A 16,375-nucleotide genomic window follows, 5' to 3' on the forward strand; every position below is an offset into this window, starting at 1 on the left:
CTCCCAGCGTCAAGGCACTCAGAAAAGCGCCGGACAGCAGCAGGCTGCGCGGCACCGACAGATAGTTCATCATGGGCGTTCTCCCTGGCGGAAAGCCCTTCTCATCGCGCGGGCGTCGCATGATGCCGGCGCCGGAGGCTTTGCCGGCCGGCACTCTCCATATTTGTCCGCCAATGTGCAATCGGAAAACTTCGCGCTTGGAGGTTGCACTGCCACAACGAATGCAGCGCAAAGCTCCGGCGACCATCGGTTGCGGGATCGTCAGTGCCTGGTGAGTGAGCCGCCGGGTGCGTCGAGGATCGCTTCCGAGAACGGAAACTCCAGCACGATCTCGCCGTCGTCGTCGGTGACTTCGATGGTCGCGCTGAGAAGCGCACCCTCGGCGCCGTCCGTCTTGAGCAGTTCCCGGATCATGGCGCGCGCCATTTCCCAGGCGCGATCGGGATCGACCAGCACTTCNACCGTCGGGATCGGAAATCAGCTCATCGCCGATACGGGTGTTGAAATAATATNNNCTCGGCATCGGCTGAAACCTGATTCCGTTAGGACCCCGCCACCGGAGGCCGCCACTGTCTTACACGTTCTTTTGCGGAGCCGGCAGCGCTCCGTCCTTCCAAAATTGCCATTCGCGGCGCTGCGAACAACCGAGAAATGCTTGATCCCACGTTGATTTGACCGGAACGCCCCGCACAACACCGTGAAAACCCCTTTGCAGCGCAGCATAACAATTAGGGGTTCCGGGAAAAAGATTTAACTGGCGAACTTTTTGATCCGCAGTACCTTAAGGATATGGGCGGTGTTCGTCCGGTAGCAAAGGGAGAGGCTAAATGGCCTGGAAAGCGCCGAAAATCGTCGAAGTGCCGGTCGGCATGGAAATCAACATGTATATGTGCGCCACCCGCAAGTAAGCGGTAGCGCCTATCGTTTCTCACGCAGGTGGATTTGCGGGCATGACGCATCCCCGATGGCGGGGTTGTGCTTGAGCCCGGAGTCCACCTCGTGGTGTTTGTATCAGTTCGCATCTTCAAGTTTGATTCTCCAGGAGACGGATCATGCTTCGCGTCGTCGTCCTGGGCGCCGCGGCCGGTGGCGGCGTTCCGCAGTGGAACTGCGGTTGTGCGGTGTGCACGAAGGCACGAACCGAAACTCGGGAATTGCAGAGCACCCAGGCCTCGATCGCGGTCAGCGCCGATGGCGAGCACTGGTATCTCGTTAATGCCTCGCCCGACCTGCGCCAGCAATTGATCGCGACGCCGCAGCTTCATCCCAAAGCCGGGCAACTCAGGCACAATCCGATCGCCGGCGTGATCCTGACCAATGGCGAAGTCGATGCGGTCGCCGGGCTGTTGTCGATGCGAGAGGGATCGCCGTTCACGCTCTATGCGCATGAGCGGGTGCTTGCGATTTTGCGATCCAACAGCATCTTTAACGTGCTGGGCGAAAACAACGTCAAGCGGCGGCCGATCGAGACGGACGTCGCGTTCGAGCCCACCCTGCCCGACGGCTCGCCGTCCGGCATCGAAATCCTTCCCTTCGCGGTTCCCGGCAAGGGCGCATGGTATCTCGAAGGCAAGGCGCATCCGGCGGGCGGCGATGCCGCGGGCGATACGCTGGGCTTGCGGATTCTGGACAAGGCCAGCGGCAAGTACTTCTATTTCCTGGCCGCCTGCGCTGACGTGACCGACGATCTCAAATCGCGCCTTTCCGGCGCCGCGCTGGTGTTCTTTGATGGCACGGTGTGGCGCGACGATGAATTGATCGTCCAGGGCCTCGGCACCAAGACGGGACAGAGCATGGGCCATATTTCGATGTCGGGCGAACATGGGGCGATCGAGAGCCTTGCCGGCCTCGACATCGGCCGCAGGGTGTTCTTGCATATCAACAACTCCAACCCCGCTTTGCTCTCCGGCTCGGACGAGCGAACGGCACTGGAACAGGCGGGCTGGCAGATTCCAGCCGACGGAACGGAGATCACGCTGTGAATGTCGTGCCCACCAGCGGAATGACCGCGCTCTCGATCGGCAAGGGCATTACGCTCAACAATGCCGAGGAATTGGAGGCGACGCTCCGCCATATCGGCGCGACGCGCTATCACAGCCTGCATCCGTTCCATCGGCTGTTGCACGGCGGCAAGCTCCACAAGGGACAGGTGCAGGCCTGGGCGCTGAACCGCTATTATTACCAGAGCACGATCCCGCTGAAGGATGCGATGGTGATCTCCCGGTTCCGCGATCGTGCGACGCGGGTCGAGTGGCGGCACCGCATCGAGGATCATGATGGCGACGTTGGCAGCGAAGGCGGCATCGAGCGCTGGCTGAAGCTGACCGAAGGGCTCGGGCTCGACAGCGCCTATGTGGAATCGACCGAGGGCATCCTTCCGGCAACGCGGTTTGCCGTGGAAGCCTATGTGCATTTCTGCCGGGACAAGACGCCGCTGGAAGCGATCGCCTCCTCACTGACGGAATTGTTCGCGCCGAACCTGCACGAGGAGCGCATCTCCGGGATGCTGCAGCACTATGATTTCGTCAATCCCGACATCATGAGCTATTTCAGCCGCCGCCTGAGCCAGGCGCCGCGCGACGCAGGCTTTGCGCTCGAATACGTCAAGGCGCACGCGAAGACGCAGGCCGAGCGCGAGGCGGTCTGCAATGCGCTGATCTTCAAGACCAATGTGCTATGGGTTCAGCTCGACGCGCTGTATCATGCCTATGTCGAGGGCCACATACCGCCCGGCGCGTTCGTGCCCAAAGGGGATTAGCGATGGCGAGCCGCAACATCAGTGTCAGCGAGGAGAGCCGGCCGAAATTGCCGCGCCACGCCAAGCTGAAATTCGATGAGACGCGGCAGGTCTGGGTGATCCTGGCGCCGGAGCGGGTTCTGGCGCCGGACGAGATCGCGGTCGAGGTTCTGCAGCTCTGCGACGGCGTGCGCAGCGTCGGCGACATCATCGACCAGCTTACCATCAAATACACAGCTCCCCGCGAGGCGATTGGCACCGACGTCATCGCGATGCTGCAGGACCTCGCCGACAAGGGTTTTCTGACCGAAGCGCGTGAGAAGACGTCATGAGCGACATTCTCGCAGATGGCAAAACCGCCGGCACCGCCGCACCCAGCGACGGGCTTGCGGTGCTCGAGCAGAACCGTTCGACGGCGGAGACGTTCGGCATTCCCCTCGCCGTGCTCGCCGAATTGACCCACCGCTGCCCGCTGCAATGCCCCTATTGCTCCAATCCGGTCGAGCTTGACCGTGCGGGCGCTGAATTGACCACCGAGGAGTGGAAGAAGGTCTTGAGCGAGCTTGCCGAGATCGGCGTGTTGCAGATCCATTTCTCCGGCGGCGAGCCCACCGCGCGCAAGGACCTGGTCGAACTGGTGCAGCACGCGACCGATGTCGGGCTGTACAGCAACCTCATTACCTCGGCGGTGCTGCTGACGAAGGAGAAGCTCTCGGCGCTCGCCGATGCCGGGCTCTGCCATGTGCAGATCAGTTTCCAGGGCAACGAGCCCGTCGTGGCCGACCGCGTCGCCGGATTGAAGAATTCGCATGAGAAGAAGCTCGAAGCCGCGAAGTGGACGCGCGAGCTCGACATGCCGCTGACGGTGAACGCGGTCATGCACCGCCAGAACCTGCACCAGCTCTCCGACATCATCCAGATGGCGGTCGATCTCGATGCCGACCGGCTAGAAGTCGCCAACGTCCAGTATTACGGCTGGGCCTTGAAGAACCGCGCCGCCCTGATGCCGACGCTCGAACAGATCGAGGAAACCAGCCGCATCGTCGAGGAGGCCGCGACGCGGCTGAAGGGCATTCTCGCCATCGACTATGTGGTGCCGGATTATTACGCGCTGCGACCGAAGAAATGCATGGGCGGCTGGGGCCGGCAGTTCTTCAACATTTCGCCCGCCGGCAAGGTGCTGCCCTGCCATGCGGCGGAGAGCATCACCGGGCTCGAATTCGAATCCGTGCGCTCGAACCATTCGATCGCCTGGATCTGGCAGAATTCCGAGGCCTTCAACCGCTATCGCGGCACCGGCTGGATGCCCGAGCCATGCAAGAGCTGCGAGTTCCGCGAGGTCGATTTCGGCGGCTGCCGCTGCCAGGCCTTTGCGCTGACGGGTGATGCCGGCAATACCGATCCGGCCTGCACGCTGTCGCCGATGCATGAGCAGATCTTCAAGCAGGCCGAGCGCGAGGCCGCCGCGCACCAGGACCGCTTCCTCTATCGCAATTTCGCCGGCGGCACGCTGGAGACGGAAGGCGAGCATGGCGCCTGACGCCGATGCCGGAAAATCCATCAAACGCGCCGATCCGTTTGCCCCGCTGACGTCGGAGCAGCTTGCGGTCAGCGACGGTCACGACATCTATGTCGAAAGCGTCGGCTGCGCGAGCGGCATTCCCGCGGTCTATCTGCATGGCGGGCCCGGCAGCGGCTGCCAGCCGGACCATCGCCGGCTGTTCGATCCCGAGCGCTTTCATGCGGTGCTGTTCGACCAGCGCGGCGCCGGCCGCAGCCGTCCCAAGGGAAGCCGCGAAGCCAACACGCTGCCCCATCTGATCGCGGACATGGAGGCGATCCGCGAGAAATTCGGCTTCAAGCGCTGGATGGTCATCGGCGGCTCCTGGGGCGCGACGCTGGCGCTGGCCTATGCAGAAGCCCATCCCGAGCGCGTCACCGGACTCGTGTTGCGTGCGACCTTCCTCGGCACATCAGAGGAAATCGAGAACGGATTTCTCAACACGTTGCCAGGGTTTTATCCCGGCCTTTACGACGACTTCCTGAGCATGCTGCCCGAAGACGAACGCGCGCAACCGCTGCAGGCCTATTTTCGCAGAATCCTCGACTCCAATCCCGACGTGCATATTCCCGCAGCGCGGGCCTGGGGCGAGACCGAACGTATTCTTTCCGAACACACGCCAAACCGCACCCGCCTCGATCTGACGGCGCTCAATTCGTCAAAGAGCACGCCGGCCACGCCGTTCATGGAAGCGCACTACTTCTCCAACGACTGCTTCATGCAGCCGAACCAATTGTTACACGAAGCGGGCAGGCTCAAAGGCATCCCCGGCATCATCGTGCAGGGCCGCTACGACCTGCTGTGTCCACCCGCGACCTCGCATGCGCTCGCGGCGATCTGGCGCGAGGCCGAAATCCGCGTGATCGAGGGCGCCGGCCACACGCTGTACGACCCCGGCGTTCGCGACGCCGTGATGAAGGCGATCGCCGACATGGCGTCCCGAACCAGTAAATAGGAATCAAGAAAATGCCGATGGCGGGAAAAGGCATGCTGCTGACGTCGATGAACGTCGACGCCGAGCACGAAGCCGATTTCAATCGCTGGTACGACCGCGAGCATCTCGAAGAGCGCGTTGCGATCGAGGGTTTCCTCGAAGCCCGCCGCTATGTCGCCCATGACGGCAACCCGAAATATCTCAGCCTCTATTCCACCAAGACTTTCGAGGTGCTGGACAGCCCGGCCTATCGCACCGCACTGGCGAACCAGACGGCGTGGTCGAAGGCCAACATCGCCCGCTTCCAGAACATGATCCGTGCGGTCGCGCGCATCACGATCAGCCGGGGTACCGGCCGCGGTGCAGCGCTCGGCATCATCCGGCTGCGGCCATCGGGCGGCGAGGACAAGCTGCGCGCCGCCTTGCACGAGCAGCTCGATCCGGCGCAGCTCGACGGGATCATTTCGCTGCACCTGATCGAGAGCGACCCGGCGCTGTCGAAGCCGATCACCGACGATCCCGCCGCGCCCAATCCCGGCGCCGGCGACTGGTTCGTGCTGATCGATGCCACGGATGTCAGCGCACTGCCGGCGGCCATGCTGCGCTTCAGCGGCAACATCACATTGAAGCCGCTTACGATCTCGAGCGGTATCTACCGCCTGATGTGGGATCTGGCGAAGAGCGATATCGGCTAGCGCGTTCGCTACCGCCCGACGGCTGCGCGAAGTTGCGTGGGCGGTCGGCGGCTTGATCGCGACGTTCCGGAACGGAAACTGGCAATGTCGCTCCGTAGAACCACGGATAAGGTGCTGTTAACATGACGTCGGTAAACTGGTAGCTGAGACTAGCTCTCTCGCAAGGCTTGCTCGGTTCAGAGCGGGGCCACACGACCAACGCTTGCGTCAGGCGACCTCGATTCCTCTTCGCATAATGGTCGAACGCCTTGAGAAGACAGATGAGAGCTTCCGCCGAAGTCTCTAACATCGCTCTCAATTGTGTTGCTAATGCTCTCCGTGAACTGATGTCCTCGATGCCTTAGATGAAGGTCACTCCAACCGGTTGGTGAGGTTGTCGGTTCCCGGTATCTTCAGCCGACACTGGAGTCGCATTGCATGGCGGAAAAGTCCGCGGGTACCGTCGCCGAGATTTTCGCCGCCTTCCTCAAGCTCGGCCTCACGTCGTTCGGCGGGCCGATTGCGCATCTCGGCTATTTCAGAACCGAATTCGTCGAGCGGCGGAAATGGCTGAGCGAAAGCAGCTATGCCGACATTGTTGCGCTGTGCCAGTTCCTGCCGGGGCCTGCGTCCAGCCAGGTCGGCTTCACGCTCGGCATCTTTCGCGGCAACGGCCTGCTCGGCGGATTGGCGGCGTGGTTCGCCTTCACCATGCCCTCCGCCGTCGTCATGTTCGCCTTTGCGCTCGGCGCGACGGTCTTCACCGGCCCGTTCGCCGAAGGTGTGCTGCACGGGCTCAAGCTGGTCGCGGTTGCCGTCGTGGCGCAGGCGATCTGGGGCATGGCCAGAAGTCTCACGCCCGACCGCGAGCGCGCCGCCATCGCGCTTGCGGCCGTTGCGATCGTGGTCTTCATCGGCGGATCGTTTGGGCAGATCGGCGCCATCGCGGTTGGCGCGGCAGCCGGACTGTGGCTGTGCCGTGGAGAAGGACCTGAGCCAACCGGCCATCTCGGATTTTCAGTGTCGCATCGGCTTGGCGTCGCCGCGCTTGTGCTGTTCGCGGTGCTGTTCCTGGTCACGCCGCTGGTGACGGCAAAAACCGGCTCGCAGGGACTTGCCCTGTTCGACGCGTTCTACCGTTCCGGCGCGCTGGTGTTCGGCGGCGGACATGTCGTGCTGCCGCTGCTGCAGGCGGAAGTGGTGACGCCGGGCTGGGTCAGCAATGCGGACTTCCTCGCCGGCTATGGCATGGCGCAAGCCGTGCCCGGCCCCCTCTTCACCTTTGCGGCCTATCTCGGCGCTGTCACGGGCCCTGCTCCCAACGGCCTCGCCGGAGCCGTGATTGCGCTCGTCGCCTTGTCGTTGCCGGGACTGCTGCTGGTCTACGGCATGCTGCCGTTCTGGGACGCGTTACGCCAGCGTCCCGCCGCACAGGCCGCGATGCGCGGCACCAATGCCGCCGTCGTCGGCATCCTCGGCGCCGCGCTCTACAATCCGGTCTGGACCAGCGCCGTTCTCACCCCGCGCGATTTCGCGGTGGCGCTTGCGGGCTTCCTGCTGCTGACGGTTTGGAAACTGCCGCCATGGATCGTCGTCGTCATTCTCGCGGCGGCCGGCGCTGCGTTGCGGATGATCTGACGTCTGCTTGTTCATTCAGCATTGAATAAAAAGCTGCACTGCACATGCTGCAGTGCCACATCAACGCTGCGACGCTAAGTCCACGTCTCCATGCATTTGAAAGCGGGAGATCGCGCAAAATTGCCTTTGTGCCGGGTCTGGAATGGCTCTAATAAGATAAGCCTATGATCCAATTCAAAAACCACAAGAACGCTCGCTAAGCGCTCCATAAGCAAAATAAGGCCGCGTTCCGGTTGTTGGCGCGGACAAGGTAGGAATGAAACCGACTGATATCTCGGCGCCAGACTACTTTCACAAGGTGGTCGATTGCCAATGGGCCTGCCCCGCACACACACCGGTTCCCGAATACATCCGTTTGATTGCCGAGGGGCGTTATAGCGACGCCTATATGATTAACTGGAAATCGAATGTGTTTCCCGGAATTCTGGGACGCACCTGCGATCGTCCATGCGAGCCGGCATGCCGGCGCGGCCGCGTCGAGGATAATCCGGTCGCGATCTGCCGCCTGAAGCGCGTCGCCGCCGACTTCAAGGACGACATCAGGCACCGTTTGCCGAAGCCGGTCGCGAAGAACGGCAAGCGCATCGCGCTGGTCGGCTGCGGTCCCGCCTCGCTCACGGTAGCGCGCGATCTGGCGCCGCTCGGCTATCACTGCACCGTGTTCGATTCCGACCCGAAGGCGGGCGGCATGATGCGGAGCCAGATTCCGAAATTCCGCCTGCCCGATACGGTCATCGACGAGGAAACCGATTACATCCTCAACCTCGGCGTCGAGTTCAAGGGTGGGCACCGCATCGACAGCTTGAAAAAGCTGCTCGCCGAAAATTACGACGCGATCTTCATCGGCTCCGGCGCGCCGCGCGGCCGTGAACTCGATATTCCCGGCCGCAAGGACGCCNATTCACATCGGCATCGAGTGGCTGGCTTCGGTCTCGTTCGGCCATGTCGAGAAGATCGGCAAACGTGTGATCGTGCTCGGCGGCGGCAATACTGCGATGGATTGCTGCCGCACCGCGCGCCGGCTCGGCGGCACGGACGTCAAGGTCATCGTGCGTTCCGGCTTCGAGGAAATGAAGGCGAGCCCCTGGGAGAAGGAAGACGCCATCCACGAGGACATTCCGATCCTCAATTACATGGTGCCGGTCGCGTTCAAGCAGGTGAACGGCAAGCTGATCGGCGTCACCTTCCAGAAGGTGAAGGCTGAATACGACGCCAAGGGCCGCCGCAATCTCGTTCCCTCGGGCGAGCCGGACCAGACCATCCCCTGCGACGACGTGCTGGTTGCGGTCGGCCAGGAGAATGCCTTCCCCTGGATCGAGCGCGATTGCGGCATCGAGTTCGACAAGTGGAACATGCCGCAGGTCGATCCCAAGACGTTCGTGTCGACCAACCCGAAAGTCTTCTTCGGCGGCGACGCCGCGTTCGGACCGAAGAACATCATCTGGGCGGTGGCGCATGGTCATGACGCCGCGCTGTCGATCCACAAGATGATCTCCGGCGAGGACATCAACGAACGCCCGCTGCCTGAAGTGCACGTCTCCTCGCAGAAGATGGGCATCCACGAGTGGAGCTACGACAACGACATCTCCGGCGACAAGCGCTACAAGGTGCCGCACCGCGACAAGGTGATCGCGCTAAAGGACATCAAGACCGAGGTCGAGCTCGGCTATGACGTCAAGCTCGCGCTCGGCGAGGCGCAGCGCTGCCTGAACTGCGACGTGCAGACCATATTCTCGGCGCCCGCCTGCATCGAATGCGACGCCTGCGTCGACATCTGCCCGATGGACTGCATCACCTTCACGCAAAACGGCGAGGAAGAGGATTTGCGGCAGCGGCTGAAGGCGCCGTCGCCGAACCACGACCAGGCGCTCTACGTCGCCGAAGGGCTCAAGACCGGCCGCGTCATGGTGAAGGACGAGGACGTCTGCCTGCATTGCGGGCTGTGTGCCGAGCGCTGCCCGACCGGCGCCTGGGACATGCAAAAGTACCTCATCGATATGACTCACGCGGGATCAACATGCCAGACCAAAGCCCGATCAGCAGCGTAAACGACTTCGTCGTCCGCTTCGCCAACGTCAACGGCTCGGGTTCGGCGAGCGCCAACGAACTGTTCGCGCGCTCGATCCTGCGTCATGGCGTGCCGGTCTCCCCGCGCAACATCTTCCCCTCCAACATCCAGGGCCTGCCGACCTGGTACGAGGTGCGCGTCACCGAAGCCGGCCATCTCGGCGCCCGCGGCGGCGTCGACATGATGGTGGCGATGAACCCGCAGACCTGGGACAAGGACGTCGCCTCGATCGAGCCCGGCGGCTATCTGTTCTACGATTCGACCAAGCCGATCCCGTCGTCGAAATTCCGCGCCGACATCAACGTGATCGGGGTGCCGTTGACCGCGATCACCAACTCGACCTACACCGATCCGCGCCAGCGCCAGCTGTTCAAGAACATCATCTATCTCGGCGCGCTCTGCGCCCTGCTCGACATGGACCCCAAGCTGGTCGAGCAACTGATCGGCGAACAGTACAAGAGCAAGGAAAAGCTATTGTCGTCGAACGTCCACGCGCTGCATCTCGGCCGCGACTGGGCGCTGCAGAACCTGAAATGCCCGATCGGGCTGCGGGTGAAAAAATCAGACAAGGTCGGCGACCGCATCTTCATCGAGGGCAACAGCGCGGCCGCGCTCGGCGCCGTCTATGGCGGCGCCACCGTCTGCGCCTGGTATCCGATCACGCCGTCCTCGTCGGTGGCGGAGGCCTTCACGAGCCACTGCAAGAAGCTGCGGCACGACCCCGAGACGGGCAAGGCGAAGTACGCAATCGTCCAGGGCGAGGACGAGCTTGCTTCCATCGGCATCGTGATCGGCGCCTCCTGGAATGGCGCGCGGGCTTTTACCGCGACCTCCGGTCCCGGCATTTCCCTGATGACCGAATTCATCGGCCTGTCGTATTTTGCGGAAATTCCGGCTGTCATCATGAACATCCAGCGCGCCGGCCCTTCGACGGGTATGCCGACGCGCACCCAGCAATGCGACATCATTGCCTGCGCCTACGCTTCGCACGGCGACACCAAGCACGTCCTGCTGTTCCCGGAAGACCCGGCGGAAGCGTTCGAGTTCGCGGCACAGTCGTTCGATCTCGCCGATCGGCTGCAGACCATGATCTTCCTGATGCTCGATCTCGACATCGGCATGAATCACCGCCTCTGCCGCCCGCTGAAGTGGGACGACGCGAGGCAGTATGACCGCGGCAAGGTGATGACGGCGGCAATGCTCGACGAGCCGGGCCGCGATTTCGGCCGCTATCTCGACGTCGACGGCGACGGCATTCCCTACCGCACCTATCCGGGCACGCATCCGACAAAAGGCTCGTTCTTCACCCGCGGCACCTCGCGCGACCGCTACGCCCGCTACTCGGAAGAAGGCGCTGTCTACGCCGACAACATGCAACGGCTGGTGCGCAAGTTCGAGACCGCGCAGGACCTGGTGCCGCGGCCGTTGCAGGCCAACGCCGCCAAGCCGACCAAATACGGCGTGATCTATTTCGGCTCGACCGCGCCCGCAATGGACGAGGCGATCGGGCTATTGGAAGCGCGCGGGCACCAGCTCGACCGCATGCGCATCCGCGCCTTCCCGTTCCACTCCAGCGTGGCAAGCTTCATCGCCGACCATGATTTCGTTTACGTGGTCGAGCAGAACCGCGATGCCCAGTTGCGGCAATTGATCGTCAACGAGAACGGCATCGATCCGGTCCGGCTGGTACCGATCCTGCACTATGACGGCACACCGATCACCGCGCGCTTCATCGCCAACGCCATTGGCGACCACCAGGACCATCTCAAGGTGACCCCTCTCCGCAAGGCTGTGTCATGACCTACATTGCAAAGCCCAAATTTCATCATCCCGGCCTGAAGAAGAACGATCTCGGCTACACGCACCGCGACTACGAGGGCAAGATCTCGACGCTGTGCGCCGGTTGCGGCCACGACTCGATCACGGCGTCGATCATCGAAGCCTGCTACGAGCTGTCGATCGAGCCGCATCGCGTCGCCAAGATTTCCGGCATCGGCTGCTCGTCGAAGACGCCGGACTATTTCCTCGGCAATTCGCACGGCTTCAACTCGGTGCACGGCCGCATGCCGTCGGTGCTGACCGGCGCCAACCTCGCCAACCGCGACCTGATCTATCTCGGCGTCTCCGGCGACGGCGACAGTGCTTCGATCGGCTTCGGCCAGTTCGCGCATTCGATCCGGCGCGCCGTCAACATGACCTACATCGTCGAGAACAACGGCGTGTACGGCCTGACCAAGGGCCAGTTCTCGGCGACCGCCGACCGCGGCTCGAAGTCCAAGAAGGGCGTGATGAACACCGACAACGCCATCGACCTGGTGGCGATCGCGCTGCAACTCGGCGCGAGCTTCGTGGCGCGCAGCTTCTCCGGCGACAAAAGCCAGCTGGTGCCGCTGATCGCCGCCGCGATCCGGCACAAGGGCGCGGCCTTCATCGACGTCATCAGCCCCTGCATCGCCTTCAACAACCATGCCGGCTCGACCAAGAGTTTTGATTATGTCCGCGAGCACAATGACGCGGTGAACCGGCTCGACGTACTCACCGGCCGCGACCCGATTACGGTGGAGTATGCGCCGGGCACGGTGCAGGTGGTCGAACAGCATGACGGCACGCGGCTGGCGCTGCGCAAGATCGATGCCGACTACGACGCCAACGATCGTCTCGCGGCCATGACCTTCCTGCAAAAGCACGCCGCCAAGGGACAGGTGGTCACCGGGCTGCTCTACGTCGATCCGGATGCGGAAGACCTGCACACCCATCTCGACACCGTCGAGACGCCGCTCAATACGCTTGAAGCCAAGGACCTGTGCCCCGGCACGACGGCGCTGGAAAAGATCAACGCCAGCCTGCGGTAGTCCTACTGCATCAAAGCTGCTCAAGCCCCTCATCCACATGAGGGACTGATGACGTGGTAAAGCCGGCTACGCCGCCGCGGCCAGGTTCCGCGGATGCGCGACGTACTCCTTCAGGACCGTGCCGGCGGCATCGGCTTCAACGAGCGACACGTCATAGCTCCAGAGATCGGCGAGGTGCTGCAGCACGCGCTTGGTGTCGGTCTCGGTGAGCTGGGCGCCCTTCACCACGGTGTGGCGCAACATCAGCCGACGATCGCCGGCAAGGTCGACATCGACGACTTCGATATTCGGATCGATGAAGCCGACGTCGTACTGCCGCGCCAGTTCGCGCCGCAGCCGGCGGTAGCCGCGCTCGTTGTGGATGGCGTCGACCAGGATGCCGGCGCGCTCCTCCGGATCGTCATGCAGATGGAACAGGCGGAACTGCCGCATCAGCCGCGGGCTCATGAACTGGCTGATGAAGCTTTCATCGCGATAATTGGCCCAGATGTCGCGCAGCACGGCCATGGCATCGCCCTTGCCGGCGATATCCGGGAACCACTCGCGATCCTCGGCGTCCGGATCGGTGACGATGCGCTCGATGTCCTGCATCATCGCAAATCCCAGCGCATACGGGTTGAAGCCGGAATAACGCGGATCGTCGAATTCGGGCTGGAACACCACGTTGGTGTGCGACTGCAGGAATTCGAGGAAATTTCCGTCCGTCAGCCGTCCCTGCTGATGCAGCCGGTTCATGATGCGATAGTGAACGTAGGTCGCCGTGCCCTCGTTCATGACCTTGGTCTGGCTCTGCGGATAGAAATATTGCGCGATGTGGCGCACGATCCGCAGCAATTCGCGCTGCCAGGGGCGCAGGCGTGGCGCGGTCTTCTCGAGAAAATACAGCAGGTTTTCCTGCGGCAGGCCGAGCATCTGGCGGCGGCGTTCGACATCCAGTATCGCGCTGCTCTTCACCTTGCCGCCCGGAACGGTGCGCCACAAATCGTTGAATGCGGCCTCCTCATGCGCACGGCGCCTGCCCGCCCGCTTTTCCTCGGCGCGCAGGTCGAGACTCTTCTTGCCGGGATAGCGATCGATGCCGTGCGACATCAAGGCGTGCGCGGCATCGAGCGTGTGCTCGACCGCCTGCCGGCCGTGACGGTCCTCGCAATGCGCCACGTAGCGCTTGGCGAATTCGAGATAATCGAGAATGCCGTCGGCATCCGTCCATTGCTTGAACAGATAGTTGTTCTTGAAGAAATGATTGTGGCCGAAGGCGGCGTGCGCGATCACCAGCGTCTGCATCGTCGCGGTGTTTTCCTCCATCAGGTAGGAAATGCACGGCGACGAGTTGATGACGATCTCGTAGGCCAGCCCCATCAGTCCCTTGCGATAGGATGCCTCCTGAAAGGCAAAGTGCTTGCCGAATGACCAGTGCTTGTAGAACAGCGGCATGCCGACGGACGAATACGCATCCAGCATCTGCTCGGCGGTAATGACCTCGATCTGGTTGGGGTAGACATTGAGCCCCAATTCATCGCACGCAACCTGCTCGCAGGTATCGCAGATCTTCTGCAGCGTCCGGAAGTCCCAGTCGGCGCCCTGAAACAGCAACTGGTCGGTCGCGGTCATGACGCAGTCCTTTCCTGCTGGGTACGGCGCTGGAAGAGATCGTGAAACACCGGGAAGATCTCGCTGCGTTCGTTGACCTTGCGCATCGACAGCGGCGCGCCGTTCGCGCGCAGGCCCTCATAAAGGGTCCACAGGGCCGAATTGGGCATTTCGTAGGACAGGCCGTTTTCCTGGCCGACCTCCAGATAGGCAAAGAACTGGCTGACCGGCAGTATCTTGTCGGTCAGAAGCCGGCCTGCGACCTCGCCATCCGCGTATGAATTGTCGCCGTCGGAAGCCTGCGCGGCATAGATGTTCCAGTCCTCGGGGCGGAAGCGCGTGCGCACGATGTCGTGCATCGCCTGCAATGCGCTCGACACCAGCGTGCCACCGGAAGCCGGTCCGTAGAAGAACGTCTGCTCGTCGACCTCTTCGGCCCGGTCGGTGTGCCGGATGAAGACGATCTCGACATGGCGATAACGCCGCTTCAGGAACACATAGAGCAGCATGTAGAAGCGCTTGGCGAGATCCTTCATGTGTTCGGTCATCGAACCGGAAACGTCCATCAGGCAGAACATCACGGCCTGCGCCACCGGCTTCGGCACCGTCTCGAACCGACGGTAGCGGATGTCGATCGGATCGATGAACGGGATCCGTTTGATCTTTGCCTTCAGGGCCTCGATCTCGGCCAGCACCTCGACGCGACGCGCCTCGCTGCAATCCTCAAGCTCGGCTTCGAGCGCCGCCAGTTCCTCCGGCCGCGGCCGCCGCAGCGCAACGCGACGCGCCAAGGCACGGCTTACCGTTCGGCTGATCGAAATATTGGCGGGCGAGCCGGATGTGGAGTAACCCGCCCGGCGAATGCCCTCGCATTCGACCTCGGCCAGCTTTCGCTTGGCGAGATCGGGCAATTCGAGGTCATCGAGGAACAGGTCGACAAATTCGTCGCGGCTGAGAACGAAGCGGAACGTATCCTCGCTGTCGCCCTCGCCCGCACCCCTGCCCTTGCCGCCGCTCTGGTTCGGCCGCGGCAGCATGTCGCCTTCGACGAACTTCTTGTTTCCAGGCAGCACCATGTCGCGCGTGCCGCCCTCGCGGCGGAAGCGCGGCTCGTCCATGCCATCGATGGGGACGCTGACTTCGCCGCCTTCCAGGACATCCTTGATGTCCCGTTCCTGCGACGACTTCTTCACCGCCCCTTGAACCAACGCCTTCGCTCGACGCAGAAAGCGCTGGCGATTTTCCAGACTCTTGCTACCCGGATTCAGGCGCCGGTCGACGATGTGAATGGCCACGGTCTCATCCGCCTCAGCCTGCCTGTTTTACGCGCATGTACCACTCGACCAACCTGCGAACTTGCCGCTCGGTATAGCCTCGCTCGACCATGCGCGCGACAAACTCGCCGTGCTTCTTTTCGGTCTCGCCGTCTTTCTTCGAGCCGAACGAAATCACGGGAAGCAGGTCCTCTACTTGCGAGAATATCCGCTTTTCGATCACTTCGCGAATCTTCTCGTAGCTGGTCCAGGCCGGGTTCTTGCCGCCGTTCTGGGCGCGCGAGCGCAGCGAGAACTTGACGACCTCGTTGCGGAAGTCCTTGGGATTGGCAATGCCCGCCGGCTTCTCGATCTTGGTCAGCTCCTGATTGAGCAGTTCGCGATCGAGCATTTGTCCGGTGTCGCGATCCTTGAAATCCTGGTCCTCGATCCAGGCATCGGCATAGTCGACATAGCGGTCGAACAGGTTCTGCCCGTAGTCCGAATAGGATTCGAGATACGCCTTCTGGATCTCGTGTCCGATGAATTCGGCATAGCGCGGCGCCAGTTCAGCCTTGATGAATTCGAGGTATCGTTTCTCGACTTCGTCGGGAAGCTGCTCGCGCCGGATCGCCTGCTCCAGCGTGTACATCAGATGAACCGCGTCGGCACCGACCTCGCTGGTGTCGTGGTTAAACGTCGCCGCAAGAACCTTGAACGCGAAGCGGGTCGAAACGCCATCCATGCCTTCATCGACACCGGCAGCATCCCTGTATTCCTGAACGCTGCGCGCCTTCGGATCGGATTCCTTCAGGCTCTCACCATCATAGATCCGCATCTTGGCGAACACGGTCGAATTCTCGTGCCTGCGCAAGCGCGACATCACCGAGAAGCGCGCCATCGTTTCCAGCGTGGCCGGAGCGCACGGTGCGGCGGCCAGTTCGGAGCCCTGGATCAGCTTCTCGTAGATCTTCTGCTCTTCGGTGACACGCAGGACATACGGCACCTTGATGACGCAGATACGGTCGATGAAGGCTTCGTTGTTCTTGTTGGTCTTGAAGCTCTGCC

15 protein-coding genes and 1 pseudogene are annotated in these 16,375 nt (G+C 62.3%); 12 read left to right on the plus strand and 4 right to left on the minus strand.

Going from position 1 to position 16,375, the window contains the following annotated elements; all coding sequences use genetic code 11:
- Nucleotides 1-261 precede the first annotated feature (261 nt).
- On the minus strand, nucleotides 262-459 hold a 198-nt coding region (locus tag CQ14_RS28915), incomplete at its 5' end, for a DUF6894 family protein (protein WP_245320582.1).
- A gap of 368 nt (nucleotides 460-827) precedes the next feature.
- Here CQ14_RS28915 and pqqA point away from each other — a divergent pair.
- The 12 genes and pseudogenes from pqqA to CQ14_RS28970 all read left to right on the plus strand — a co-directional run bounded on the left by pqqA (nucleotide 828) and on the right by CQ14_RS28970 (nucleotide 12,464).
- A complete protein-coding gene (gene pqqA, locus CQ14_RS28920; protein WP_057835625.1) occupies nucleotides 828-908 on the plus strand; it encodes a pyrroloquinoline quinone precursor peptide PqqA in 81 nt (26 codons plus the stop codon).
- Between the two features lie 144 nt (nucleotides 909-1,052).
- A complete protein-coding gene (gene pqqB / locus CQ14_RS28925; RefSeq protein ID WP_057861215.1) occupies nucleotides 1,053-1,982 on the plus strand; it encodes a pyrroloquinoline quinone biosynthesis protein PqqB in 930 nt (309 codons plus the stop codon).
- A gap of 20 nt (nucleotides 1,983-2,002) precedes the next feature.
- Nucleotides 2,003-2,758 carry a pyrroloquinoline-quinone synthase PqqC gene (pqqC, locus tag CQ14_RS28930; RefSeq protein WP_057861216.1) on the plus strand — a complete coding sequence of 252 codons (756 nt, stop codon included), beginning with the start codon at nucleotides 2,003-2,005 and terminating at the stop codon, nucleotides 2,756-2,758.
- 2 nt (nucleotides 2,759-2,760) lie between these two features.
- On the plus strand, nucleotides 2,761-3,069 hold the full coding sequence (pqqD, locus tag CQ14_RS28935; RefSeq protein ID WP_057861217.1) for a pyrroloquinoline quinone biosynthesis peptide chaperone PqqD: 309 nt from the start codon (nucleotides 2,761-2,763) through the stop codon (nucleotides 3,067-3,069).
- Nucleotides 3,066-4,277 carry a pyrroloquinoline quinone biosynthesis protein PqqE gene (gene pqqE, locus CQ14_RS28940; RefSeq protein ID WP_057861218.1) on the plus strand — a complete coding sequence of 404 codons (1,212 nt, stop codon included), beginning with the start codon at nucleotides 3,066-3,068 and terminating at the stop codon, nucleotides 4,275-4,277. Before pqqD ends, pqqE begins: the two co-directional genes overlap by 4 nt.
- Nucleotides 4,267-5,253, plus strand: coding sequence for a prolyl aminopeptidase (pip, locus tag CQ14_RS28945; protein ID WP_057861219.1), 987 nt, complete (start codon nucleotides 4,267-4,269; stop codon nucleotides 5,251-5,253). Before pqqE ends, pip begins: the two co-directional genes overlap by 11 nt.
- 11 nt (nucleotides 5,254-5,264) lie before the next feature.
- The gene (locus CQ14_RS28950) at nucleotides 5,265-5,927 is read left to right on the plus strand and encodes a DUF4286 family protein (RefSeq protein ID WP_057861220.1); all 663 of its coding nucleotides are present in this window, start codon (nucleotides 5,265-5,267) and stop codon (nucleotides 5,925-5,927) included.
- Nucleotides 5,928-6,344: 417 nt separating this feature from the next.
- Nucleotides 6,345-7,544 (plus strand): chromate efflux transporter, encoded by a 1,200-nt coding sequence (chrA, locus tag CQ14_RS28955; protein WP_057861221.1) that lies wholly within the window; start codon nucleotides 6,345-6,347, stop codon nucleotides 7,542-7,544.
- Nucleotides 7,545-7,800: 256 nt separating this feature from the next.
- Nucleotides 7,801-8,442: NAD(P)-binding protein (locus CQ14_RS46890; protein WP_245320584.1), on the plus strand; the 642-nt coding region annotated here is incomplete at its 3' end.
- A 1-nt stretch (nucleotide 8,443) separates the two neighbouring features.
- Nucleotides 8,444-9,592, plus strand: a pseudogene (locus CQ14_RS46895) (FAD-dependent oxidoreductase); the annotation flags it as partial.
- Entirely contained in the window at nucleotides 9,562-11,412 is a 1,851-nt protein-coding gene (locus CQ14_RS28965; RefSeq protein ID WP_057861222.1) for a 2-oxoacid:acceptor oxidoreductase subunit alpha, read from the plus strand. The pseudogene CQ14_RS46895 and the gene CQ14_RS28965, both read left to right, overlap by 31 nt.
- Nucleotides 11,409-12,464, plus strand: coding sequence for a 2-oxoacid:ferredoxin oxidoreductase subunit beta (locus CQ14_RS28970; RefSeq protein ID WP_057861223.1), 1,056 nt, complete (start codon nucleotides 11,409-11,411; stop codon nucleotides 12,462-12,464). The genes CQ14_RS28965 and CQ14_RS28970 overlap by 4 nt, the downstream gene beginning before the upstream one ends.
- 66 nt (nucleotides 12,465-12,530) lie before the next feature.
- Here CQ14_RS28970 and CQ14_RS28975 read toward each other — a convergent pair whose 3' ends face one another.
- The 3 genes from CQ14_RS28975 to CQ14_RS46900 form a co-directional block, all read right to left on the minus strand.
- Nucleotides 12,531-14,075 (minus strand): SpoVR family protein, encoded by a 1,545-nt coding sequence (locus tag CQ14_RS28975; RefSeq protein ID WP_057861224.1) that lies wholly within the window; start codon nucleotides 14,073-14,075, stop codon nucleotides 12,531-12,533.
- Nucleotides 14,072-15,349, minus strand: coding sequence for a YeaH/YhbH family protein (locus CQ14_RS28980; RefSeq protein WP_057861225.1), 1,278 nt, complete (start codon nucleotides 15,347-15,349; stop codon nucleotides 14,072-14,074). Before CQ14_RS28980 ends, CQ14_RS28975 begins: the two co-directional genes overlap by 4 nt.
- Before the next feature lie 13 nt (nucleotides 15,350-15,362).
- On the minus strand, nucleotides 15,363-16,375 hold a 1,013-nt coding region (locus tag CQ14_RS46900; RefSeq protein WP_245320586.1), incomplete at its 5' end, for a PrkA family serine protein kinase.

It is taken from the genome of Bradyrhizobium lablabi (assembly GCF_001440475.1).
GTDB lineage: Bacteria > Pseudomonadota > Alphaproteobacteria > Rhizobiales > Xanthobacteraceae > Bradyrhizobium > Bradyrhizobium lablabi.

Excerpts from the sequence above, each read along its gene's own strand:
- pqqA (WP_057835625.1), top strand. The coding sequence starts at position 828 with ATGGCCTGGAAAGCGCCGAAAATCGTCGAAGTGCCGGTCGGCATGGAA.
- pqqB (WP_057861215.1), top strand. The coding sequence starts at position 1,053 with ATGCTTCGCGTCGTCGTCCTGGGCGCCGCGGCCGGTGGCGGCGTTCCG.
- pqqC (WP_057861216.1), top strand. The coding sequence starts at position 2,003 with ATGACCGCGCTCTCGATCGGCAAGGGCATTACGCTCAACAATGCCGAG.
- pqqD (WP_057861217.1), top strand. The coding sequence starts at position 2,761 with ATGGCGAGCCGCAACATCAGTGTCAGCGAGGAGAGCCGGCCGAAATTG.
- pqqE (WP_057861218.1), top strand. The coding sequence starts at position 3,066 with ATGAGCGACATTCTCGCAGATGGCAAAACCGCCGGCACCGCCGCACCC.
- pip (WP_057861219.1), top strand. The coding sequence starts at position 4,267 with ATGGCGCCTGACGCCGATGCCGGAAAATCCATCAAACGCGCCGATCCG.
- CQ14_RS28950 (WP_057861220.1), top strand. The coding sequence starts at position 5,265 with ATGCCGATGGCGGGAAAAGGCATGCTGCTGACGTCGATGAACGTCGAC.
- chrA (WP_057861221.1), top strand. The coding sequence starts at position 6,345 with ATGGCGGAAAAGTCCGCGGGTACCGTCGCCGAGATTTTCGCCGCCTTC.
- CQ14_RS28965 (WP_057861222.1), top strand. The coding sequence starts at position 9,562 with ATGCCAGACCAAAGCCCGATCAGCAGCGTAAACGACTTCGTCGTCCGC.
- CQ14_RS28970 (WP_057861223.1), top strand. The coding sequence starts at position 11,409 with ATGACCTACATTGCAAAGCCCAAATTTCATCATCCCGGCCTGAAGAAG.
- CQ14_RS28975 (WP_057861224.1), bottom strand. The coding sequence starts at position 14,075 with ATGACCGCGACCGACCAGTTGCTGTTTCAGGGCGCCGACTGGGACTTC.